We start from the raw sequence: 19787 nt of genomic DNA, 5'->3' as shown, positions 1-19787 counted from the left end.
TGCAAATGCGATAGATTCTTATTTATAATGGCGACACCTTCAACAGCCAGCCACACTGCCTGCCGCCATGATCGTCTGTGTTTGCCGCCGGATTTCCGACCGTGAGATTGCCCGCCACGCACGTGCGGGCATGAGCTTTGACGAAATCCAGTTCGAGCTGGGCGTGGCCACCCAATGCGGATGCTGCGAAAGCTGTGCCCGCGACGTGGTGGCACAGTGCAGCGCATCGAATCCGGTGGCGGCCCTGCACAATGAGGCAGCGCCGCAAACGATCCAGCTTGCCAGCTCCATCCTGGAAAGCAAGTCATGGAACTCCTCTCAACGCTCGCTGGCAGCCTGATCCTCGTCGCAGGCTCGGCCTGGTGGATCTTTCGCAAATAATCAAGGTCTTTTAGGGCGCTAGCGCTTGATCCACAAGCGCTAGCTGCTATCATTTTTATGTCTCACCCAGATCGTTTTGCCACCCCCGGGGGGTTCAGCCGCAACACCGTGATCGTGGGCTCCGTCGTCGCACTGCATGTTGCGGGCCTCTGGGCCCTGCAGTCGGGCCTGCTGCGCCGCGCGGCCGAAGTCATCGTGCCGGCGGAATTGCTGACGGAATTCATCGCACCACCCGCGCCCCCCAAGGTCACGCCACCGCCTCCCGCGCCGCCACCCCCTCCCAAGCCGGCCCCGAAGGCCGCCCCGCGCCCCGCACCCATGCCGGTGGCCATCGCGGACCCCACGCCCGCCCCCAATGCCCCCACGGGCATCACCACCCCGCAGCCGCCGGCACCGCCCATCGAGGCGCCCATGGCCCCGCCCGCACCGGCGCCAGCCCCTCCAGCGCCCCCCGCGCCGCCCAAGATCGAACTGCCGTCCAGCGACGCCGCCTACCTGAACAACCCCAAACCCAGCTATCCGGCCATCAGCAAGCGCATGGGCGAGCAGGGAAAGGTGGTGCTGCGGGTACTGATCGGCACCGACGGCCTGCCCCAGAAGGTCGAAATCAACAAGTCCAGCGGCTTCGACCGGCTGGACCGACAGGCCCAGGAAGCCGTCATGCGCTGGCGCTTCGTGCCCGGCAAACGCAACGGCGTGCCCGAGACCATGTGGAACCTGGTCCCTGTCAACTTCGTTCTCGAATAACCAAATCACCGCAAATCACCGCTTTAGGGAGTTTTTCTCATGGAATCGCAATTCGGCATCGCCAACGTCTGGATCCAGGGTGACTTCGTCACCCGCGCCGTCGCCATCCTGCTGCTGGCCATGTCGCTGGCTTCGTGGATCGTCATCCTCATCAAGGCGCTGGACATCATCAAGTTCAAGAAGCACGCACGCACCGCGCAGGACTTCTGGCACAGCGAGGACTTCGCCGCCGGCCTGACCAAGCTGGGCACGGACCCTACCAACCCCTTCCGCCACCTGGCGCTGGAAGGCCGTGAAGCCACCGCCCACCACCGCAACACCAAGGCCCACCTGCACGACACGCTGGACGTGAGCGACTGGGTCACCCGCTGCCTGCGCAACTGCATCGACGAGTTCACCTCGCGCCTGCAGTCGGGCCTGGCCATCCTGGCCTCGGTCGGCTCCACCGCCCCCTTCATCGGCCTGTTCGGCACCGTCTGGGGCATCTACCACGCGCTGCTGGCCATCGGCACCTCGGGCCAGTCCACCATCGACAAGGTGGCCGGCCCCATCGGCGAAGCGCTGATCATGACCGCCCTGGGCCTGGCCGTGGCCATCCCCGCCGTGCTGGGCTACAACGCCCTCGTGCGCGGCAACAAGTCCATCCTGGGCGGCCTCAACAGCTTCGCCCACGACCTGCACGCCTACTTCGTCACCGGCGCCCGCGTGAGCGCGGCGGGCGAACAGGGCAAGGTGCTGCCCATGAAGAAAGGCGGCTGAGCCATGGCTTTCGGAACGCAAGACGATGCCGATGACGTGATGAACGAGATCAACATGACGCCGCTGGTGGACGTCATGCTGGTGCTGCTCATCATCTTCATCATCACCGTGCCCGTCATGAAGCACTCGGTGAACGTGGACCTGCCACGCGCCACCAACCAGCCCGAGAACATCAAGCCCGAGACGGTGCGCCTGTCGGTATCGGCCGACGGCAAGTACTACTGGAACGAGTCGCAGGTCACGGAGGAAGAACTCTTCCCGCGCCTGCAGGTCGAGGCGGCCAAGGAGCCGCAGCCCGACCTGCACATCCGCGGCGACAAGGAAGTGCGCTACGAGCGCGTGGCCCAGGCCATGGCCGCCGCGCAACGCGCTGGCGTGCGCAAGATCGGTTTCGTGACCGACCCCGCGCCCTGACGACAGTCAATCAGTCAGCCAATCCGCCAGCGTCCTGCGCGCCAAAAACCCGCCCGGCCCGGCCGCTGCACCATTGGCTGCAGAGGACGCGCCGGGTTTGTTCGTCTTTGGGTCGTTTTTCCTGCCCAGCCCGATGTCGGCGGGGGGATGTGAAATTCTTCCGTCCCCCAGTGACCCGCTCGGGCGCCGAGAACGCCCTGGCTTCCTTCATCCTCTGAAGCGGCTCGCCCGGCGGTGGAGAGGCGGGTCCCTGCAGAGACCCCACAGTGGTCTCTGCCAAGACTGACCCACAGCGGCGCCGCATCCGGGGTCAGTTCACACCTGGGCGGTTCCCGTCGGAGCGGGGTGACACCCGCCGCCCGAGACGTGACCGTTTCCGTTTCCCCCCGGCTGCTTGACCTACTTTCCCACTTGAGGCTGCGTAAATCGATGCCAAAACCAGCGGCGCACCATTCAAAATCAAATGCCTCACCCAGAAGAACAAAAAGAAACACTCCTGTCGCTTGACTTGTAATTGCGAATCGTTATCATTAGCAAAACGCACTGCAACGCACCAGGAACAACCTCATGCAAGCCACATTGACCGCCGCTTCGATCCTGCGCCCCGCCTCCGCCAGCAAGGGGGTTTCGCACGCCGACGGACTGGCCAGCCAACGCACCGAGCCCAACACCCCTACCGCCGCCGTGGACAGCAGCTCCCTGCTGCAAGGCCAGAAGGCCGTGGCCATCAGCCACAACGGATCGGTGTATCGTCTGCAGGCAACCAAGCTGGGCAAGCTGATCCTGACCAAGTAGTCCCTGGCAGCGGCTCCAAGTTTCATCGTGGGGCGACTCCCGGGCTTGCTACAAGCTCGAAAGGGTCGTTTTTGCCAGCCAACGGGTTCGCCCGCGTAGCCAGGCTTTTTTTGCGGTCCCATCCCCGCCCCAGATTTCTCCATCACGCCATGAAAAAACCGGCCTCGCGGGCCGGTTTTTTCATTGGAGGGCACAGGACCTGAAAGCTCTTCAGCCCCCTGCCCCCTGCGGGCCCACGCCCTGGAATCCCGTCAAAGCCCCAGAGCGGCGATGCCGGCGCGCGCCACCTGCGCGTCCTCGGTGGACTTCACACCGCTCACCCCCACGGCGCCAAGGCACTGGCCGTCCTTGAGGATCGGCACGCCGCCTTCCAGCAGGCCGTCGATGGCGGGCGCGCTCAGGAAGGCCGTGCGGCCGCCGTTGACGATGTCCTCGTACACCTTGCTCTCGCGGCGCCCCAGGGCGGCCGTGCGGGCCTTGGACGGGGCGATGTGGGACGACACCGCGGCGGCGCCATCCAGGCGCTGCAGCCACAGCAGGTGGCCGCCATCGTCCACGATGGCGATGGTCACGGCCCACTGGTTCTTGAGCGCCTCGGCTTCGGCGGCAGCGGCAATGGCCTTCACGTCGGCCAGTTCGAGTTCATGCTTGGTTTTCATTGGTATACCCGCAAAGGAGAAGAATGCCGGGCCGCGAGGGTCCGCGCCGGCGGGGGAAAGACGGCAAGCATAGCGGCATACGCCCACCCCCTCACCCCCATGCAGGGTGAAAGAACCCTTACCAAAAGTAGGTGACCGGACGCGGATATTGGAAGGCCTCCAGCCGCCACCACCTAGAATTTGCACTGTCTGCGTCGTGCAGGCCAACAAGGAGAGACACAAGATGAATGACCAAGTCACCACCCTGGGGCACTCTGCGGGCTATGGCATCTCGCAGGAGGAGCGCCACAAGGTGCTTCGCAATACCTACTGGCTGCTCGCGCTGAGCATGATCCCCACGGTGCTGGGCGCATGGGTCGGCGTCGCCACCGGCATCACCCAGTCGCTGCGCGGCGGCGTGGGCCTGATCGTGTTCCTGGGCGGCGCGTTCGCCTTCATGTTCGCGATCGAAAAGACCAAGCGTTCGGCAGCCGGCGTGCCCGTGCTGCTGGCCTTCACGTTCTTCATGGGCCTCATGCTCTCACGCCTCATCGGCATGGTGCTGGGCTTCAAGAACGGCACCGACCTCATCATGACGGCCTTCGCCGGCACCGCGGGCGTGTTCTTCGTGATGGCCAGCCTGGCCAGCGTGATCAAGCGCGACCTCTCGGGCATGGGCAAGTGGCTGATGGTGGGCGCGCTGGTGCTCATGGTGGGTGCCGTCATCAACGTGTTTGTCGGCTCCTCGGTCGGCATGATGGCGATCTCGGTCGCTGCCATCGGCATCTTCAGCGCCTACATGCTGTATGACTTGAAGCAGATCCTGGACGGCGGCGAAACCAACTACATCAGCGCCACGCTGGCCCTGTACCTGGACATCTTCAACGTGTTCCAGAGCCTGCTGGCCCTGCTGGGCATCATGGGCGGTGAGCGCGACTGACCCCGTGGCGCGCTCCCGGGCGCCACCTCAAGGCAAAAAGGCTCCTTCGGGAGCCTTTTTCTTGCGCTTCGCACCGCCAAGCCCTCAATAGCGCGGCCGGCGTGCCGATAATGCAAGCACATGTATCGCAAAACCCGCTCCACCGCACTGCGCATGCTGGCCCTGTGCAGCATCCTGCTGCTGGCCGCCTGCAACAAGATCCCTGGCCTGGGCCCGGATCCCAGGATCGTCCAGCGCGAGGAAGAAGCCAAGGCCATCGGCGGCGCCTGCCGCCACGCGCTGCGCGGGCTGGAAGACTGCTACACCCTGAACCCCAAGGCCGCCAAGGCCTCGGTGTTCGCCGGGTGGAAGGACATGGACGCCTACATGCGTGAAAACAAGCTGGAAGGCACGCCTTCGGTGCTCGGCAAGGTGGTCGAGAAGCCCGAGCGCGCCGACCGGTCCGGCGATATCGAGACCGAGCCCCGCGACGCGGCTTCGAACCGCAACCGCAGCTAGGGCTAGCGGGCCGCTCTCCCCCCGCGCGCGGCCAGGCCGGCGCACACCGGCTGCGGCGGCCCTTTCTCCCCTCAGGCGCGGTCGAACACCGCCATGCTTTCCACGTGCGCCGTGTGCGGGAACATGTTCACCATGCCGGCCGCCGTGCAGCGGTAGCCCGCCAGATGCACCAGCAACCCGGCATCGCGGGCGAGCGTGGCGGGATTGCAGCTGACATAGACGATGCGTTTGGGCGGGGTCCAGCCTTCGGCCCCGGCGGGCAGCGGGCCCGCGCCCTCGGCGCCGATGCGCGCCTGCTCGATGTCGGCGAGCGCCTTGGCCAGCGCGAACGCGCCTTCGCGGGGCGGATCGACCAGCCACTTGTCAGCCGCGCCGTCGGCCACCAGCATCTCCGGGGTCATCTCGAACAGGTTACGCGCTACAAAATCAGTAGCTGCCAGCGCTTTATGGTCCTGCGCTGCAGCCTGATTCAATGCATAGTTCTCGCGCGAGCGGGCCACCAGGGCCTCGCTGCCCTCGATGCCCAGCACCTCGCGCGCCTGCGTGGCCAGCGGCAGCGTGAAGTTGCCCAGGCCGCAGAACCAGTCGATCACACGCTCGTGGGGCTGCACGTCCAGCAGGCGCAGCGCGCGGGAGACGAGCACGCGGTTGATGTGCGGGTTCACCTGCGTGAAGTCTGTCGGCTTGAACGGCATGGTGATGCCGAAATCCGGCAGCGCATAGGAAAGCTGCTCGCCGCCCTCCTCGAGCAGCTTCACCGTGTCCGGGCCCTTGGGCTGCAGCCACCATTGCACGCCGTGCCCGGCGGCGAAGGCGCGCAGCCGGGCGATGTCGCCGGCGCTCAGCGGCTCCAGATGGCGCAGCACCAGGGCCGTCACGCTGTCGCCGCAGGCCAGCTCGATCTGCGGGCAGGTGTCGCGCGCATCCATGTCGGCGATCAGGGCCCGCAGGGGCATCAGCATGGCGTCTACATGGGGCGGCAACACGGGGCACTGCTGCATGTCCGCCACGTAGCGGCTCTTGCGTTCATGAAAGCCGATCAGCACCTGGCCCTTCTTGATCACATGGCGCACCGACAGCCGCGCACGGTAGCGGTAACCCCAGGCGGGGCCTTCGATGGGGCGCAGCACGGTGCCGGCCTTGACCTTGCCCAGGTGCCACAGGTTGTCTTCCAGCACCCGCTGCTTGACGGCCACCTGGGCGCCCACGTGCAGGTGCTGCATCTTGCAGCCGCCGCAGGCTCCGGCATGCAGGCCAAAGTGCGGGCAGCCGGGGCGCACGCGCTGCGACGATTCGCGGTGGATCGCCGTCAGGCTAGCCTGCTCCCAGTTGTTCTTCTTGCGGTGGGTGTTGGCGGTGACCAGCTCGAACGGCAGGGCACCGTCGATGAAGATGACCTTGCCGTCGGGCTTGCGGGCGACGCCCTGGGCATCCAGGTCCATGGACTGGACCTGCAGCCAGCCCTCGGGCAGATCGCCGTGGGAATCCTGCGCGGTGGGTTCAAACGAGGGGGATAGTTCTTTCGGTTCGCTCATCCCCCGATTGTCTCAGGCCCGGGCCGGTGCCTGCCCGGGGATCGCCGCAGCCTGCCGGCTCGGTCAGGTCAGCCGCGGTCCGCGCGCGCGGGGCGGCCGCCGACGGATCCCATGGATCCCATGGATCCCATGGATCCCGTGGCGCCCTGCGCGGACGCCAGGGGCAGCTTGTTGACGGTGAGGTCGCAGTTGTAATTGTCCGGCGTGAACACCAGGGTGGCGCCCGGCGCCACCAGCGGCAGGGTCTGGTGGATCTGGTAGGACATGTCCACCGGCGGTTCGGGCGCGCGGTACACGATGTCCTTGTCGGGGCCGTAGACCACGTAGCACGAAGCCGCGGCCGACTGGCTGAAAAGGGCGCCCAGCAGCGCGGCGGCAGCGGCAGTGGCGTATGGGAAGCGGGTCATGGTTCTTCTCCTCGATCTGGCATGTCTGCCTGGGATTATGGAGGCTTTGGCGTGCCGAGCCAATGCAGCCGTGGCTCCATGGCAGCGTCGCGCACCGCCGGGCCCCGCGCGCCCCTTCAACGCAGGTGCAGGTGGTTGGTGTGCTTGACCTCTTCCATCACCGCATAGGTGCGTGTCTCGCGCACCCCGGGCAGTTGCCACAGCACCGCGCCCGCGAACACGCGGTAGGCGTTCATGTCGGCCGAGCGCGTCTTGAGCAGGTAGTCGAACCCCCCTGCCACCATGTGGCACTCCATGATCTCGGGATGCACCTGCACCGCCGCCTTGAACTGGTCGAACACATTCGGCGTGGTGCGGTCGAGCAGCACCTCCACGAACACCAGCATGCCCGCCCCCAGCTTCAGCGGGTTGAGCCGCGCCTCGTAGCCCAGGATGAAGCCGTCGCGCGTGAGGCGCTGTACGCGCGCCAGCACCGCGGTGGGCGACAGCGCGACGGCGTCCGCCAGCTTGAGATTGGCAATGCGCCCATCTTCCTGCAGGATTGACAAAATCTTGCGGTCAATACGGTCCAGATCGGTTTCTATCGTCATTTTGGATAGTGATTTATTCTGACAGACCGCCTATTTTCGACCATTTATTCATCCACAGACCAAGGATCATCGCATCCAGCCGCCCCCGGCAGGCCCTGGGGGCCCAACCACCAATACCCTTGATACCCACCGAAAGACACGCCATGACGCAGCCCATCGGCGCCCTGCCCTCTTCCACCAGCCCCGCCGGCTTTGCCCCGCGCTCGCCCCTGGTCAGCCCGTTGCGCGCCGCCATCACCGCGGCCTACCGGCGCCCCGAGCCCGAGGCCCTGGCCCCGCTGCTGGCGCAGGCCCGTTTGCCGCAGGCGATGGCGCAAGCGGCCGGGCAGCTGGCGCTGCGCATTGCGGGCGCCCTGCGCAGCCGCAAGAGCGCCGGGGGCCGCGCGGGCATCGTGCAGGGATTGCTGCAGGAGTTCGCGCTGTCGTCGCAAGAAGGCGTGGCGCTGATGTGCCTGGCCGAGGCGCTCCTGCGCATCCCCGACAAGGCCACGCGCGATGCATTGATCCGCGACAAGATCAGCAACGGCCAGTGGGAACCCCACCTGGGCAAGAGCCCTTCGCTGTTTGTGAATGCGGCCACCTGGGGCCTGCTCATCACGGGCAAGCTGGTGGCCACGCACAGCGAAGGCAGCCTGGGCGCATCGCTCGGCCGCCTGATCGGCAAGGGCGGGGAGCCGCTCATCCGCAAGGGCGTGGACATGGCCATGCGCATGATGGGCGAGCAGTTCGTGACCGGCGAGACCATTGGCGAAGCCCTGGCCAACGCCCGCCAGATGGAAGGCGAGGGCTTCCGCTATTCCTACGACATGCTGGGCGAGGCCGCGCTGACCAGCGAGGACGCCCAGCGCTACTACGCGTCGTACGAGCAAGCCATCCACGCCATCGGCAAGGCATCCGCCGGACGCGGAATCTATGAAGGCCCCGGCATCTCGATCAAGCTGTCGGCCCTGCACCCGCGTTACAGCCGCGCGCAGTTCGCCCGTGTAATGGACGAGCTGTACCCGCTGGTGCTGCGCCTGACCGAGCTCGCGCGCAGCTATGACATCGGCATCAACATCGATGCCGAGGAGGCCGACCGGCTGGAGCTGTCGCTGGACCTGCTCGAACGCCTGTGCCACGAGCCTTCGCTGGCCGGCTGGAACGGCATCGGCTTCGTGATCCAGGCCTACCAGAAGCGCTGCCCCTTCGTCATCGGCTACGTGGTGGACCTGGCGCGCCGCACGCAGCGCCGACTGATGGTGCGCCTGGTCAAGGGTGCCTACTGGGACAGCGAGATCAAGCGCGCCCAGGTCGACGGGCTGGACGACTACCCCGTGTACACCCGCAAGGTGCACACCGACATCTCGTACATCGCCTGCGCAAGGAAATTGCTGGCCGCGCCCGAGGCCATCTACCCGCAGTTCGCCACGCACAACGCGGAAACACTCGCCACCATCTACCACCTGGCGGGCCACAACTACTATGCCGGCCAGTACGAATTCCAGTGCCTGCACGGCATGGGCGAGCCCCTGTACGAGCAGGTGGTGGGCGCCGTCACCGCCGGCAAGCTGGGTCGGCCCTGCCGCATCTACGCCCCCGTCGGCACGCACGAGACCCTGCTGGCCTACCTGGTGCGCCGCCTGCTGGAAAACGGCGCCAACACCTCGTTCGTGAACCGCATCGCCGACGAGACCATCGCGCTGGAGGACCTGGTGAAGAGCCCCGTCGAGGTGGTGGACCAGCAGGCCGCCGCAGAAGGCGGCGCAGGCCTGCCCCACCCGCGCATCGCCACGCCACGGGGCCTGTACGGCCCGCACCGCGCCAACTCGCGCGGGCTCGACCTGTCGAACGAGAACACCCTCGCGCAACTGGACGCGATCCTGCAGGCCACCGCCAGCCAGGGCTGGACCGCCGGCCCCTTGCTCGGCGCCGACGCCGCGCCCGGCGCGCCGATGCCCGTGCGCAACCCCGCGGACCACCGCGACGTGGTGGGCCAGGTGCAGGAGGCCACGGCCGCCGACGTGGATGCGGCCCTGCAACACGCCCTGCGGGCGGCCCCCTTGTGGGCCGCGACGCCCCCGGCCGAGCGCGCCGCCACGCTCGACCGTGCCGCGGGCCTGCTGGAGGACCGCATGCAGCCCCTGCTGGGTCTGCTGATGCGCGAAGCAGGCAAGAGCTGCAGCAACGCGGTCGCCGAGGTGCGCGAGGCGGTGGACTTCCTGCGCTACTACGCCGCGCAGGTCGAATCCACCTTCGACAACACCACCCACCTTCCGCTGGGCCCCGTGGCCTGCATCAGCCCCTGGAACTTCCCGCTCGCCATCTTCATGGGCCAGGTGGCCGCAGCCCTGGCCGCCGGCAACCCCGTGCTGGCCAAGCCGGCCGAACAAACCCCGCTGATCGCCGCCGAGGCCGTGCGCATCCTGTGGCAGGCGGGTGTGCCGCGCGGCGTGGTGCAGCTGCTGCCCGGCCAGGGCGAGACCGTGGGCGCCCGGCTGATCGGCGACCCGCGTGTGATGGGCGTCATGTTCACCGGTTCGACCGACGTGGCGCGCATCCTGCAACGCGCCATCGCAGGCCGCCTGGATGCCGCCGGCCGCCCCATCCCCCTGATCGCAGAGACGGGCGGGCAGAACGCGATGATCGTGGACTCGTCGGCGCTGGTGGAGCAGGTGGTGGCCGACGCGGTCTCCTCCGCGTTCGACAGTGCCGGCCAGCGCTGCTCGGCCCTGCGCGTGCTGTGCGTGCAGGAGGACGCCGCCGACCGCGTGGTGGAAATGCTCAAGGGCGCCATGGGTGAACTGCGCATGGGCAACCCGGGCGCGCTGCAGGTCGATGTGGGCCCGGTCATCGACGCCGAGGCCCAGGCAGGCATCACCGCGCACATCGATGCGCTCAAGGCCAGGGGCCATCGCGTGTTCCAGCAGTGCCGCTGCAGCGCCGATGAAACGGCCCAGGGCACCTTCGTGCCGCCCACGCTGATTGAACTCCACGGCATCCAGGAACTGCAGCGCGAGGTCTTTGGGCCCGTGCTGCACCTGGTGCGCTATGCCCGCAACGACCTGGACCAGCTGCTCGACCAGATCAACGCCACCGGCTACGGCCTCACGCAGGGCGTGCACACCCGCATCGACGAAACCATCGCCCGCGTGGTGAACCGCGCCCATGCGGGCAACGTCTACGTGAACCGCAACATGGTGGGCGCCGTGGTGGGCGTGCAGCCGTTTGGCGGCGAGGGCCTGTCGGGCACGGGCCCGAAGGCGGGCGGGCCGCTGTACCTGCTGCGCCTGCTGTCGCGGCGCCCGGCCGATGCGCTGGCACGCACCTTCGCCGCGGTGGACCGCACGGCGCCACCCGACGTGGCAGCGCGCGAACCCTGGCTGGCGCCCCTGCACGCACTGGAGCAGTGGGCACACACGCAGGGCCGCCCCGCGCTGGCGGACACCTGCCGCGCGTTCGCCTCCGCCACCCAGAGCGGCACGGCGCGCACCCTGCCCGGCCCCACGGGTGAGCGCAACGTCTACACCCTGGCCCCCCGGCCCCGCGTGCTGTGCCTGGCCCAGGCCGAAGGCGACCTGCTCACGCAGACCGCGGCCGTGCTGGCCTCGGGCGGCAAGGCCCTGTGGCCTTCCACCCAGGCGGGCTTGCGTGCACAGCTTGCCCCGGCCGTCCAGGCCAGCATCGCGGTGGCGGATCAGGTGCTGGACGACGGCCGCATCGAACTGTCCGCCGTGCTGCACCATGGCGATGCGGCTTCGCTGCACGCGGTGTGCGAGGCGCTGGCCCGCCGTCCCGGCCCCATCGTGGGCGTGACCGCATTGCCCCCGGGCGCCACCGACGTGCCGCTGGAGCGCCTGCTGATCGAGCGCGCACTGAGCGTGAACACCGCCGCCGCGGGCGGCAACGCGAGCCTGATGACGATTGGCTGAGGCGGCCTTGCCCGCAGGATCTGAATAAAAACTGCCCCCACGGCTTATCCTTCAAGCGCTGGCAGCTACTTTTTTTATAGCATTTGATCTAAACCACCCCGCGGCGGCGGATCTTCGCCGGCCGGCGCGGGTTGCCGGCCCTGCTCCGCCTGAAAAAAGGCCGGCAGGCCCAGGCCCCAGCGCCCCAGCACCTGGTAGGGCCCGGGCGAGCCGCGGCGGTTGTAGAGCAGCTGAAAGGCATCCACCCTCCATTCAAGAGGCTCCACGCCGTGTTCCTCCACGGCAGAAGGGCCGTAGAGCAGCGTCATGTGCGGCGTGAACGATGGCTCGGCACGCGCTGGCGCAGGGCCTGGCACGCACGCCCGCAGGGCTTGGCGCAGCGCCTGGTGCAGCGCCACCATGCCCGCCACGCCGGTTTCGCTGCCGCACAGGACCAGGGGCCGCCTGGACTGGCGCCCCTGAAAGCTCAGGCAGCGGTCCAGCCGCAGCGAAAACGCCGGTGCGCGAACTTGCGCGGCGGCCGCACACGCCCACCAGACCTTGCGCGGGCTGAACTCGGCATCCCATCCGAGCGAGGCCAGCGTCACATGCAACCGCTCGGTGCGCACTCTGTGGCCCTCCTCCACCTGGCGGGCGGCCGTCTCCTGGTCGCACAGCCGGACAGCGCGGGCGGCCACGGCGCCATCCGCCAGCACGGCGAAAAAGAGGTGGTGGTCATGGCGCCGCGCGGCTGGAGACAAGGGCAGGTTCTCCATCCCCGGCAGCCACCGCAGGCCGTCAGACATCCCGTTGGCTCCTGAAAAAAGGTGGCGTCCCCACGGCACGCCGATCCTTGCGGACAAGGGTGGCACCGGTACGGACTCGCCCACCGCAGCCCACTGGCCAAAAAGTACAGTTTTTACGCCTCTTACCGGAGGATTGCCAAGGACGAACTGGGAGACCATCGGAGCAAGGCCCAAAGAACCCTCGCCGGCCCCGTGCCACGCCATGGATCGCCCGCCCCACCGAAGGAGTCGCAAGATGTTCGATATTTCACAAGCCACCAACATGCTGACGTCCCTGGGCGTCTCCAGCACCCTGGCGGCCAAGGCGGCCGAGCGCACAGCCCAAAAGCATGCGGACGCCGATCCCCTCACCTTCCTGAAAGAGTTAAAGACCACGCTGGAAGAACTGTCCGCGGAAGGCTCCCAGGGCAAGACGGCGGGTACGGCGGCGACACCCGCCACCGTGTCGGAGACCCAGCCCTATCAATCAACCGCCGCCCTGTACAACAAGGACTCCGGGGCCACCACACAGGCCTCGGCCAAGGCCCCCTTCAGCAACCTGGAGGAATTCCGCGAGTGGGAAGACGGCCTGGGCGACACCTTCGCAGCAGACTATGAGCCACCAGACTATGTCAAGGTTCTTTCTCTATCACTTTCTGCGGGAGATGAGCGCACCGTCAGCCGCTACATGTTCTTCAAGAACCATCCCGAGTTTGCCGCTGACTACGAAGCCATCCGCAGCGGCAAGTTGTCCAAGTTCCCCACGGACGGTTCCACACTGGTGAAAAGCGACCTGTCGACGATGACCAAGGAGACGGCCACTTTCTACAAGAAGAACCCCGCCCAACTGCTTGCGGCAGAGGGCTTCAATATGGATCCAACGCTCGTCAAGATGCGCATGGACGGAAAGATTGACGCTCCAGAGGGCGTCCAAGTATCCGAATGGCTCATGGACAACAAATGGACCAAGGACGGGGTTGTTTCCCAGAACAATCGCGTGGTTCTTGCCCGATCCGACTACATCGGCCTGGATGGCAAGGGCGCCGGCACCTATCGTCTGGGCAAGTACGATACGGTGACGGGGAACATTATCGATACCGACGGGCGGGCCTACGATCCGCTCACCGGTGAAGTCCAGGCATAGAAACCCACGGACACCTTCCACCAACATTGAGCCACGCGGCGACATTTCCCGCATGCGGGCACCACGGACGCTTCTTTCAGCGCTGCATTGACAGCATGCCTCGATGTCCCGCGCATCCTGCAGGGCGACGCCCAATTCCGGCAAGGCGCTGGCGGGCCTGATCTTCTGCGTGGGCATGCGCCATCGGGCGAGATTCTCCGGCGTGTTGGGCAGCGTCCTTGCGATCGGGCTACAGCCCGCAATGCCCTTGAGCGGCGGCCCCGCGAAAACCGCAGGCCTCGTCGCGGGCCTGCCCTGATGGCCGCAACACGCGTTCAGTTTCTCTGGCGGGGTGGGTGAAGGAGCGTGACGCAGGCGCGGTCCGCATGCGGTTCTGACCCGCGGCTTGGCGCCTTCGCTACGCCTTTCTCCTACATCGCACCGGGAACCCATGGCAACACCCGGGCCCGCATGGGAAGATAGCCTGAGCACCACCGGACAGAAATAGGAAACCGAGTCGCCATGAGTATCGTCGTCTACTGGCAAGAACAGCCCGGGGTGCCTGGGATGGAGATTTTTGACTCCGGAAAACTCCAGGCCGCGCTGGCTCTGTGCGAGATCAAACGCAAGGAAGGAAAGCGCCATGTGTGCATCTCGAGCGAACTGGCGGAGAGCGTGGGGCATGCCGGTGTGAATACGGTGGCAGATCGGCGGCTGCCAGATGGTTCGCCCTACGATTGGACGAAGTCCCACCGCGGCGCGGGCCCCCAAAATCCTGGAGGCAAGACCGGCGGGCAGTGAAATCCCGCTGCGAGGAAGCTTCTGCCCTGGCCTCCCGGTGTGCAGCCGCGTCGCCGCACTGCCGCCCGCCAGCCAAAGCGACCCACTGGATGATTTTTCAACGTACCCAAGGGGCTGCCATGATCAATCCCATCCCCGCAAAACCCCAGACGCACGAGCCCGAAACTCCGGAGAGGCCGAATCCTGTGCCGAGCGAGTCCGAGCCGGAAAGCCGCCCCGTCCCCGCCTCGGTGCCAGAGAAGCCCGGCGAGGTGAAACCCGCGTATCCCGAGCCGGAGATTCCCGGCCAGTAGCGCGGGCTGGACGCCCGCGCGGGCGCCTCCATCGGCAGCACGCAACACAACGCCTGCGTGGCCTGGATCGGCCCGTGATTCCAGTACGCCCCGCCCGCCCAGGCGAGCACCCCGTGTCCAGCGTTCCAGACCCTCTTATTGCAATTGATAATTCATTTGCAATAATATAAACCCATGGAACACCGCCACCATCCCTACTTTCATCGCAAGGCCTGGGAGCGCACGCACCCGATTCGTGCCTGCCGGATCTCCATGGGCGGCATGGTGACGCAAGGCCTGGCCGCGCAGCGCCACGGTATGGTTTTGCAGGGGCGCTGCGCCGACTGCGCGGCCGAAGCGGCGGGCGCATGAGGGGTGTCGCAAGCCTGCTGATGGCCGGCGCCTGGAAACGGGTCGTGGGTGCGCTGGCGCTGATCGCGCTGCTGTGGCTCGCCGTGGCCTGGGCCATCTCCTGATGACAGCCCTCCCCCAACACGCGGCGATCCGCCTGCGCAACCTGACCGTGGCTTACCGCGGCCACCCGGCCGTGCACCACCTGTCGGGCGACTTCGCACCGGGTTCGCTCACCGCCATCGTCGGGCCCAACGGCGCGGGCAAGACCACCTTGCTGGCGGCCATCATGGGGCGCGTCTCGCCGGTCGAAGGGGAGGTGCAGCGCGCAGCCGGCGCCGCCGGCTGCATCGCCTGGCTGCCGCAGCAGGCCGAGATCGACCGCAGCTTTCCGATCCGCGTGTTCGATCTGGTCGCGCTGGGCCACTGGTCGCGCGTCGGAAGCCTGCGCGGACTCGACGCGCCGCAGCGCGAGGCCGTGCACCACGCACTCGATGCGGTTGGCCTGGCCGGCTTCGAACGCCGCGGGATCGCCGAGCTGTCCGCGGGCCAATTCCAGCGCGTGCTGTTCGCGCGCGTGCTGCTGCAGGATGCACCGGTGATCCTGCTCGATGAGCCCTTCAACGCCATCGATGCGCGCACCACCGCCGACCTGCTCGCCGTGGTGGCCCGCTGGCACGCCGAGTCGCGCACCGTCATCGCGGTGCTGCACGACCTGGAGCAGGTACGCCGGCATTTCGACCGCACGCTGTTGATGGCGCGGCGCTGCGTGGCCTGGGGACCGACCGCAGAGGTATTGCACGCCGAGCACCTGTTCCGCGCCCGGCAGATGGCCGAGGCCTGGGACGACGGTGCGGCACTGTGCGAGGAAGCCGCATGACGCTGGCGTCCCTGCTCCTCCAGCCGTTCTCCGAGTACGGCTTCATGCGCCGCGCGCTGGTCGCGACGCTGGCCCTGAGCCTGGGCAGCGCGCCGATGGGCACGCTGCTGGTGCTGCGGCGCATGAGCCTGGTGGGCGATGCCATGGGCCACGCGCTGCTGCCGGGGGCCGCGCTGGGGTTTCTGATCGCCGGCTTCTCGCTGCCGGCCATGAGCCTGGGCGGCTTCTTCGCGGCGCTCGCGGTCGCGCTCGCGGCGGGCTTCGTGACGCGGACCACGTCGCAGCGCGAGGATGCGAGTTTCGCCGCCTTCTACCTCATCGCGCTCGCGCTGGGCGTGCTGATGCTCTCCACGCACGGCAGCAGCGTCGATCTGATGCACCTGCTGTTCGGCACCATCCTGGCCGTGGACGATGCGGCGCTGCTGCTCATCGCCAGCGTCGCCAGCGTGACGCTGGCCGTCCTGGCCGTGATCTATCGGCCGCTGGTGGTGGAGTGCCTGGACCCTGGATTTCTTCGCAATGTCGGCGGCCGCGGCACGCTGGTGCACGCCGTCTTCCTGGTGCTGACCGTGGCGAACCTCGTGGCGGGCTTCCAGGCCCTGGGCACCCTGATGGCCGTCGGCCTGATGATGCTGCCCGCCACGGCGGCGCGCTTCTGGGCGGCGGAAGTCTGGAGCCTGGCGCTGGTGGCCGCCGTCATCGCGGCGCTCTCGGGCTTCATCGGTCTGCTGCTGTCGTACCACGCGCAGTGGCCGTCGGGCCCGGCCATCGTGCTGGTCGCGGGCATCGCCTATCTGCTCTCCGTCGCCGCGGGCCCCCGCGACGGCCTTCTCTGGCGCCACCGGCGCCGTCCACACCGCAAGGCCTGACATGACCCTCTCCCGCCGATCTTCCGTCGCGGCGCTGCTGCTGGCGCTGGCTGCCTCTCCCGCGTTGGCGCAATCCGAACGGCCGCTGCGGGTCGTTGCCAGCTTTTCCATCCTGGCGGACATCGTTCGCGAGGTGGGCGGCGATGCCGTCGACGTCGTCGCCCTGGTGGGCCCCGATGCCGATGCGCACGTGTTCCAGCCCAGCCCGGCGGACGCCCGCCACCTGGCCCGCGCCGACCTGGTCGTGGTCAACGGCCTGGGGTTCGAAGGCTGGATCGACCGCCTGGTGCGGGCCTCGGGCTATCGCGGCAAGGTGGTCACCGCGAGCCAGGGCGTGAAGCTGCGCAAGGATGGGCACGGCCACGGGGGCAAGCCGGGCCACGGCAGCGATCCGCACGCCTGGCAGGACCTCGCGAACGCTGAGCGCTACGTTGCGAATGTGCGCGACGCGCTGGGCGGCCTGCGGCCCGCTTCTGCGGGCGTGTTCGCGCAGCGCACGGCGCGCTACACCGAGCAGATCCGGGCGCTCGACCGCGAGGTGCGTGCGCAGCTCGCGGCCGTTCCGCGCCCCAAGCGCCGGGTGATCACCTCGCACGATGCCTTCGGCTACTTCGGTGCGGCCTATGGCGTCGATTTCCTGTCGCCGCAGGGCGTGAGCACCGACGGCGAGGCTTCGGCCGCCGATGTGGCGAAGCTGATCGACCAGATCCGCCGGCAGGACGTGCGCGCGGTGTTCGTCGAGAACATCACCGATCCGCGCCTGGTGGAGCGCATCGCGAAGGAAGGCGGCGCGGTGCTGGGCGGCAGGCTGTACTCGGACGCGCTCTCGGCGCCGGGCACCGAGGCCGACACCTATCTCAAGCTCTTCGCGCACAACGCCAAGGCGCTGGCTTCCGGCCTGACGGGGACGCGGTGACCGACGGATTGGCAGCCCACCCCGCGGCCTCGGGGCGCGCACCAGACTCCGTCTGTTCCGGCGTTGCCCATGGGCGTACCGCGAACGCGCGGTGCATGAGTTCTTCATCCCGTTGACGGTGACCGGCTGCGCGGCAATGCGGCGGCTTGCCCTTCCAGCGCTGCCCCTGGCAGCTCAGTCCTCGTCCAGCGCCTGAAACCGGTCCGCCAGGAAATCCACCAGCGCCCGCACCGCCGGCAGCAGCCCGCGCCGCGAGGCGAACACCGCGTGGATGATCTCGCGGCGCGGCGCCCAGCCGGGGATTACGTGGACCAGCTGGCCGTGCTCGATCTGCTCGCGCACCATCATGGAGGGCAGCTGCACCACGCCCACGCCTGCGATGGCGGCGGCCCGCAGCGCCAGCATCCCGCGTGTGATCAGGCGCGGCCGGTGGCGAATGGCCGCCCGGGCGTCCTCGGGGCCGACAAGGTTCCACACATGCTCATGCTGCGGCAGGCCCAGGTCCATGCTCGGCAGGCCCGCCAGGTCGGCGGGTGTTTTTGGTATGCCATTGGACAGCAGGCGCGGACATGCCACCAGGCATTGCCCGCGCTCCGCAAGCACGCGCATCACCAGGTCGCTGTCCTCGATCGGCGGCGGACGCACGCGGATGGCCACGTCGATTCCCTCGCCCACCACGTCCACGCGCCGATTGGTTTCCTCCAGATGGATCTCCACGCGCGGATGCGCCACCATGAAAGCCGCCACCATGTCGGCGATGCGCGCATCGAGCAGCGCCACCGGGCAGGTCATGCGCACGATGCCCCGTGGTTCGGCATGCGCCAGCGCAATGGCTTCGTCGGCGGCCTCGGCCTCCACCAGCATCGCCTTGCAATGGCCATAGTAGGTCTGGCCGGTCTCGGTGACGGCAAAACGCCGGGTGGACCGCTGGATCAGGCGCGTCCCCAGGCGCTCCTCCAGCAGCGCGATGCGCCGGCTCAGCTTGGACTTGGGCATGCCCAGCGCGCGACCGGCCGGCGCGAAGCCGCCGTGGTCCACCACCTGCACGTAGTAGTAAAGATCGTTCAGGTCTTTCATCAGGGACAGGCCTTATCGTTCCTTAAATAGAACTCTGATGGCAAATATTGCCAACTACCAGGATCATCGTTCAAACCATATTCTCTATCCATCGGCCAAGACCTTTGTCTGGCGACGCAAGGAGATGCAAATGAAGAAAGTTCTCGGTGTCTACAGCGCTCCCCGTCCACACTGGGTGGGCGATGGTTTCCCTGTCCGCTCGCTGTTTGGCTATGACGGCCTGGGCCAGCACCTGAGCCCGTTCCTGCTGCTCGATCACGCGGCGCCGACGCCCTTCGGGCCGGCCGTGCGCCCTCGCGGCGTCGGCCAGCATCCGCACCGAGGCTTCGAGACCGTGACCATCGTCTACCAGGGTGAACTGGAGCACAAGGACTCCACCGGTGCGGGCGGCCTGATCGGCCCTGGTGACGTGCAGTGGATGACCGCCGGCGGCGGCATCCTGCACGAGGAATTCCACTCGCGCGCCTTCACCGAACGCGGGGGCACCATCGAGATGGTGCAGCTCTGGGTCAACCTGCCCGCGAAGGACAAGATGGCCGCGCCGGGCTACCAGGCCCTGGTGGATGCGCAGATTCCAACCGTGGACCTGCCCGAGGGCGCGGGCCGGGTGCGGGTGATTGCCGGCGAGTTCGACGGGCATCGCGGCCCGGCGCGCACCTTCACGGCGATGGATGTGTGGGACATCCGCATCGGCCAGGGCAGCGTGGGCCGCTTCGACGCGAAGGACGGTCATACGCTGGCGCTGGTCGTGCTGCACGGCACGGTGCTGGTCAACGGCAGTGCGATCGCACGCGAAGGCCAGTTGGTGCACCTCGAGCGCGCCGGCAGCGGCGTGGAGATCGAGGCCCACAGCGATGCGACCGTGCTGTGGCTGTCGGGCGAACCGATCGACGAGCCTGTGGTGGGCTACGGCCCCTTCGTGATGAACAGCGAGGCCGAGATCCGCCAGGCCATGGCCGACTTCAGCAGCGGCCGCTTCGGCCTGATGACGGCCTGAGCACACGAGGCTTTCCAGAAGGAAGGCCTCCCCTCTTTTCCCTTCGGCGCGGTGTTGGCTTTCCGGACTTGCTGGCCGGAGGGGCACGGCTGCGTCCCATCCGCCCGTCCCGGGCAATTTGCAAA

At 67.6% G+C, this 19787-nt stretch carries 22 protein-coding genes; 16 read left to right on the top strand and 6 right to left on the bottom strand.

The window, feature by feature from the left end; genetic code table 11:
- Positions 1 to 67 precede the first annotated feature (67 nt).
- The 5 genes from AC3RCE_RS11270 to AC3RCE_RS11250 all read left to right on the top strand — a co-directional run bounded on the left by AC3RCE_RS11270 (position 68) and on the right by AC3RCE_RS11250 (position 3096).
- Positions 68 to 340: a (2Fe-2S)-binding protein gene (locus tag AC3RCE_RS11270; protein WP_218297553.1), complete on the top strand. Its 273-nt coding sequence runs from the start codon at positions 68 to 70 to the stop codon at positions 338 to 340.
- 98 nt (positions 341 to 438) lie between these two features.
- On the top strand, positions 439 to 1128 hold the full coding sequence (locus AC3RCE_RS11265) for an energy transducer TonB (protein WP_218297554.1): 690 nt from the start codon (positions 439 to 441) through the stop codon (positions 1126 to 1128).
- Positions 1129 to 1167: 39 nt separating this feature from the next.
- Positions 1168 to 1887 carry a MotA/TolQ/ExbB proton channel family protein gene (locus tag AC3RCE_RS11260; protein ID WP_218297555.1) on the top strand — a complete coding sequence of 240 codons (720 nt, stop codon included), beginning with the start codon at positions 1168 to 1170 and terminating at the stop codon, positions 1885 to 1887.
- Between the two features lie 3 nt (positions 1888 to 1890).
- Entirely contained in the window at positions 1891 to 2301 is a 411-nt protein-coding gene (locus AC3RCE_RS11255; RefSeq protein ID WP_218297556.1) for an ExbD/TolR family protein, read from the top strand.
- Positions 2302 to 2868: 567 nt separating this feature from the next.
- Positions 2869 to 3096, top strand: coding sequence for a hemin uptake protein HemP (locus AC3RCE_RS11250; RefSeq protein ID WP_492255206.1), 228 nt, complete (start codon positions 2869 to 2871; stop codon positions 3094 to 3096).
- A gap of 251 nt (positions 3097 to 3347) precedes the next feature.
- Here the strand turns inward: AC3RCE_RS11250 and AC3RCE_RS11245 are convergent, their stop codons facing one another.
- Complete coding sequence (locus AC3RCE_RS11245; RefSeq protein ID WP_218297558.1) at positions 3348 to 3755, bottom strand: GlcG/HbpS family heme-binding protein; 408 nt, start codon at positions 3753 to 3755, stop codon at positions 3348 to 3350.
- A 223-nt stretch (positions 3756 to 3978) separates the two neighbouring features.
- Between AC3RCE_RS11245 and AC3RCE_RS11240 the strand changes: the two genes are divergently transcribed.
- Positions 3979 to 4674 carry a Bax inhibitor-1/YccA family protein gene (locus tag AC3RCE_RS11240; RefSeq protein ID WP_010458089.1) on the top strand — a complete coding sequence of 232 codons (696 nt, stop codon included), beginning with the start codon at positions 3979 to 3981 and terminating at the stop codon, positions 4672 to 4674.
- 120 nt (positions 4675 to 4794) lie between these two features.
- On the top strand, positions 4795 to 5172 hold the full coding sequence (locus tag AC3RCE_RS11235; RefSeq protein ID WP_492255205.1) for a hypothetical protein: 378 nt from the start codon (positions 4795 to 4797) through the stop codon (positions 5170 to 5172).
- 71 nt (positions 5173 to 5243) lie between these two features.
- On the opposite strand, the gene rlmD is transcribed toward AC3RCE_RS11235, so the two are convergent.
- The 3 genes from rlmD to AC3RCE_RS11220 form a co-directional block, all read right to left on the bottom strand.
- Positions 5244 to 6707 (bottom strand): 23S rRNA (uracil(1939)-C(5))-methyltransferase RlmD, encoded by a 1464-nt coding sequence (rlmD, locus tag AC3RCE_RS11230; RefSeq protein ID WP_218297560.1) that lies wholly within the window; start codon positions 6705 to 6707, stop codon positions 5244 to 5246.
- Between the two features lie 68 nt (positions 6708 to 6775).
- Positions 6776 to 7114 carry a hypothetical protein gene (locus tag AC3RCE_RS11225; RefSeq protein WP_492255204.1) on the bottom strand — a complete coding sequence of 113 codons (339 nt, stop codon included), beginning with the start codon at positions 7112 to 7114 and terminating at the stop codon, positions 6776 to 6778.
- Positions 7115 to 7230: 116 nt separating this feature from the next.
- Positions 7231 to 7704: an Lrp/AsnC ligand binding domain-containing protein gene (locus tag AC3RCE_RS11220; RefSeq protein ID WP_492255203.1), complete on the bottom strand. Its 474-nt coding sequence runs from the start codon at positions 7702 to 7704 to the stop codon at positions 7231 to 7233.
- A gap of 143 nt (positions 7705 to 7847) precedes the next feature.
- On the opposite strand from AC3RCE_RS11220, the gene putA reads away from it, so the two are divergent.
- Entirely contained in the window at positions 7848 to 11612 is a 3765-nt protein-coding gene (putA, locus tag AC3RCE_RS11215) for a trifunctional transcriptional regulator/proline dehydrogenase/L-glutamate gamma-semialdehyde dehydrogenase (protein ID WP_492255202.1), read from the top strand.
- Positions 11613 to 11686: 74 nt separating this feature from the next.
- On the opposite strand, the gene AC3RCE_RS11210 is transcribed toward putA, so the two are convergent.
- Positions 11687 to 12397, bottom strand: a complete 711-nt coding sequence (locus AC3RCE_RS11210) for a 2'-5' RNA ligase family protein (RefSeq protein ID WP_492255201.1) — start codon at positions 12395 to 12397, stop codon at positions 11687 to 11689.
- Positions 12398 to 12632: 235 nt separating this feature from the next.
- On the opposite strand from AC3RCE_RS11210, the gene AC3RCE_RS11205 reads away from it, so the two are divergent.
- The 7 genes from AC3RCE_RS11205 to AC3RCE_RS11175 all read left to right on the top strand — a co-directional run bounded on the left by AC3RCE_RS11205 (position 12633) and on the right by AC3RCE_RS11175 (position 17588).
- Positions 12633 to 13520 carry a hypothetical protein gene (locus tag AC3RCE_RS11205; protein ID WP_492255200.1) on the top strand — a complete coding sequence of 296 codons (888 nt, stop codon included), beginning with the start codon at positions 12633 to 12635 and terminating at the stop codon, positions 13518 to 13520.
- Between the two features lie 501 nt (positions 13521 to 14021).
- Entirely contained in the window at positions 14022 to 14300 is a 279-nt protein-coding gene (locus AC3RCE_RS11200; RefSeq protein WP_218297565.1) for a hypothetical protein, read from the top strand.
- A gap of 119 nt (positions 14301 to 14419) precedes the next feature.
- A complete protein-coding gene (locus tag AC3RCE_RS11195; protein ID WP_218338810.1) occupies positions 14420 to 14593 on the top strand; it encodes a hypothetical protein in 174 nt (57 codons plus the stop codon).
- Positions 14594 to 14767: 174 nt separating this feature from the next.
- On the top strand, positions 14768 to 14944 hold the full coding sequence (locus tag AC3RCE_RS11190) for a hypothetical protein (RefSeq protein ID WP_218297566.1): 177 nt from the start codon (positions 14768 to 14770) through the stop codon (positions 14942 to 14944).
- 103 nt (positions 14945 to 15047) lie between these two features.
- A complete protein-coding gene (gene aztA, locus AC3RCE_RS11185; protein WP_492255199.1) occupies positions 15048 to 15803 on the top strand; it encodes a zinc ABC transporter ATP-binding protein AztA in 756 nt (251 codons plus the stop codon).
- Positions 15800 to 16672 (top strand): metal ABC transporter permease, encoded by an 873-nt coding sequence (locus AC3RCE_RS11180; RefSeq protein ID WP_492255198.1) that lies wholly within the window; start codon positions 15800 to 15802, stop codon positions 16670 to 16672. The genes aztA and AC3RCE_RS11180 overlap by 4 nt, the downstream gene beginning before the upstream one ends.
- A gap of 1 nt (position 16673) precedes the next feature.
- Entirely contained in the window at positions 16674 to 17588 is a 915-nt protein-coding gene (locus tag AC3RCE_RS11175; RefSeq protein WP_492255197.1) for a metal ABC transporter substrate-binding protein, read from the top strand.
- Positions 17589 to 17762: 174 nt separating this feature from the next.
- Here the strand turns inward: AC3RCE_RS11175 and AC3RCE_RS11170 are convergent, their stop codons facing one another.
- Positions 17763 to 18665 (bottom strand): LysR family transcriptional regulator, encoded by a 903-nt coding sequence (locus AC3RCE_RS11170; protein WP_492255196.1) that lies wholly within the window; start codon positions 18663 to 18665, stop codon positions 17763 to 17765.
- A gap of 130 nt (positions 18666 to 18795) precedes the next feature.
- On the opposite strand from AC3RCE_RS11170, the gene AC3RCE_RS11165 reads away from it, so the two are divergent.
- A complete protein-coding gene (locus tag AC3RCE_RS11165; protein WP_492255195.1) occupies positions 18796 to 19662 on the top strand; it encodes a pirin family protein in 867 nt (288 codons plus the stop codon).
- Positions 19663 to 19787 lie beyond the last annotated feature (125 nt).

It is taken from the genome of Acidovorax sp. GW823-FHT05D11, assembly GCF_058795695.1.
Note: the sequence above shows the minus strand (reverse complement) of the source record. Positions and strands in the feature narration are given on the sequence as shown.

What these genes read in the sequence shown, in the direction of transcription:
- AC3RCE_RS11270 (WP_218297553.1), top strand. Translation starts at nt 68, where the DNA reads ATGATCGTCTGTGTTTGCCGCCGGATTTCCGACCGTGAGATTGCCCGC.
- AC3RCE_RS11175 (WP_492255197.1), top strand. Translation starts at nt 16,674, where the DNA reads ATGACCCTCTCCCGCCGATCTTCCGTCGCGGCGCTGCTGCTGGCGCTG.
- AC3RCE_RS11235 (WP_492255205.1), top strand. Translation starts at nt 4,795, where the DNA reads ATGTATCGCAAAACCCGCTCCACCGCACTGCGCATGCTGGCCCTGTGC.
- rlmD (WP_218297560.1), bottom strand. Translation starts at nt 6,707, where the DNA reads ATGAGCGAACCGAAAGAACTATCCCCCTCGTTTGAACCCACCGCGCAG.
- putA (WP_492255202.1), top strand. Translation starts at nt 7,848, where the DNA reads ATGACGCAGCCCATCGGCGCCCTGCCCTCTTCCACCAGCCCCGCCGGC.
- AC3RCE_RS11260 (WP_218297555.1), top strand. Translation starts at nt 1,168, where the DNA reads ATGGAATCGCAATTCGGCATCGCCAACGTCTGGATCCAGGGTGACTTC.
- AC3RCE_RS11190 (WP_218297566.1), top strand. Translation starts at nt 14,768, where the DNA reads ATGGAACACCGCCACCATCCCTACTTTCATCGCAAGGCCTGGGAGCGC.
- AC3RCE_RS11180 (WP_492255198.1), top strand. Translation starts at nt 15,800, where the DNA reads ATGACGCTGGCGTCCCTGCTCCTCCAGCCGTTCTCCGAGTACGGCTTC.
- AC3RCE_RS11265 (WP_218297554.1), top strand. Translation starts at nt 439, where the DNA reads ATGTCTCACCCAGATCGTTTTGCCACCCCCGGGGGGTTCAGCCGCAAC.
- AC3RCE_RS11200 (WP_218297565.1), top strand. Translation starts at nt 14,022, where the DNA reads ATGAGTATCGTCGTCTACTGGCAAGAACAGCCCGGGGTGCCTGGGATG.
- AC3RCE_RS11165 (WP_492255195.1), top strand. Translation starts at nt 18,796, where the DNA reads ATGAAGAAAGTTCTCGGTGTCTACAGCGCTCCCCGTCCACACTGGGTG.
- AC3RCE_RS11210 (WP_492255201.1), bottom strand. Translation starts at nt 12,397, where the DNA reads ATGTCTGACGGCCTGCGGTGGCTGCCGGGGATGGAGAACCTGCCCTTG.
- AC3RCE_RS11240 (WP_010458089.1), top strand. Translation starts at nt 3,979, where the DNA reads ATGAATGACCAAGTCACCACCCTGGGGCACTCTGCGGGCTATGGCATC.
- AC3RCE_RS11220 (WP_492255203.1), bottom strand. Translation starts at nt 7,704, where the DNA reads ATGACGATAGAAACCGATCTGGACCGTATTGACCGCAAGATTTTGTCA.
- AC3RCE_RS11170 (WP_492255196.1), bottom strand. Translation starts at nt 18,665, where the DNA reads ATGAAAGACCTGAACGATCTTTACTACTACGTGCAGGTGGTGGACCAC.
- AC3RCE_RS11250 (WP_492255206.1), top strand. Translation starts at nt 2,869, where the DNA reads ATGCAAGCCACATTGACCGCCGCTTCGATCCTGCGCCCCGCCTCCGCC.
- AC3RCE_RS11255 (WP_218297556.1), top strand. Translation starts at nt 1,891, where the DNA reads ATGGCTTTCGGAACGCAAGACGATGCCGATGACGTGATGAACGAGATC.
- AC3RCE_RS11195 (WP_218338810.1), top strand. Translation starts at nt 14,420, where the DNA reads ATGATCAATCCCATCCCCGCAAAACCCCAGACGCACGAGCCCGAAACT.
- AC3RCE_RS11245 (WP_218297558.1), bottom strand. Translation starts at nt 3,755, where the DNA reads ATGAAAACCAAGCATGAACTCGAACTGGCCGACGTGAAGGCCATTGCC.
- AC3RCE_RS11225 (WP_492255204.1), bottom strand. Translation starts at nt 7,114, where the DNA reads ATGACCCGCTTCCCATACGCCACTGCCGCTGCCGCCGCGCTGCTGGGC.
- aztA (WP_492255199.1), top strand. Translation starts at nt 15,048, where the DNA reads ATGACAGCCCTCCCCCAACACGCGGCGATCCGCCTGCGCAACCTGACC.
- AC3RCE_RS11205 (WP_492255200.1), top strand. Translation starts at nt 12,633, where the DNA reads ATGTTCGATATTTCACAAGCCACCAACATGCTGACGTCCCTGGGCGTC.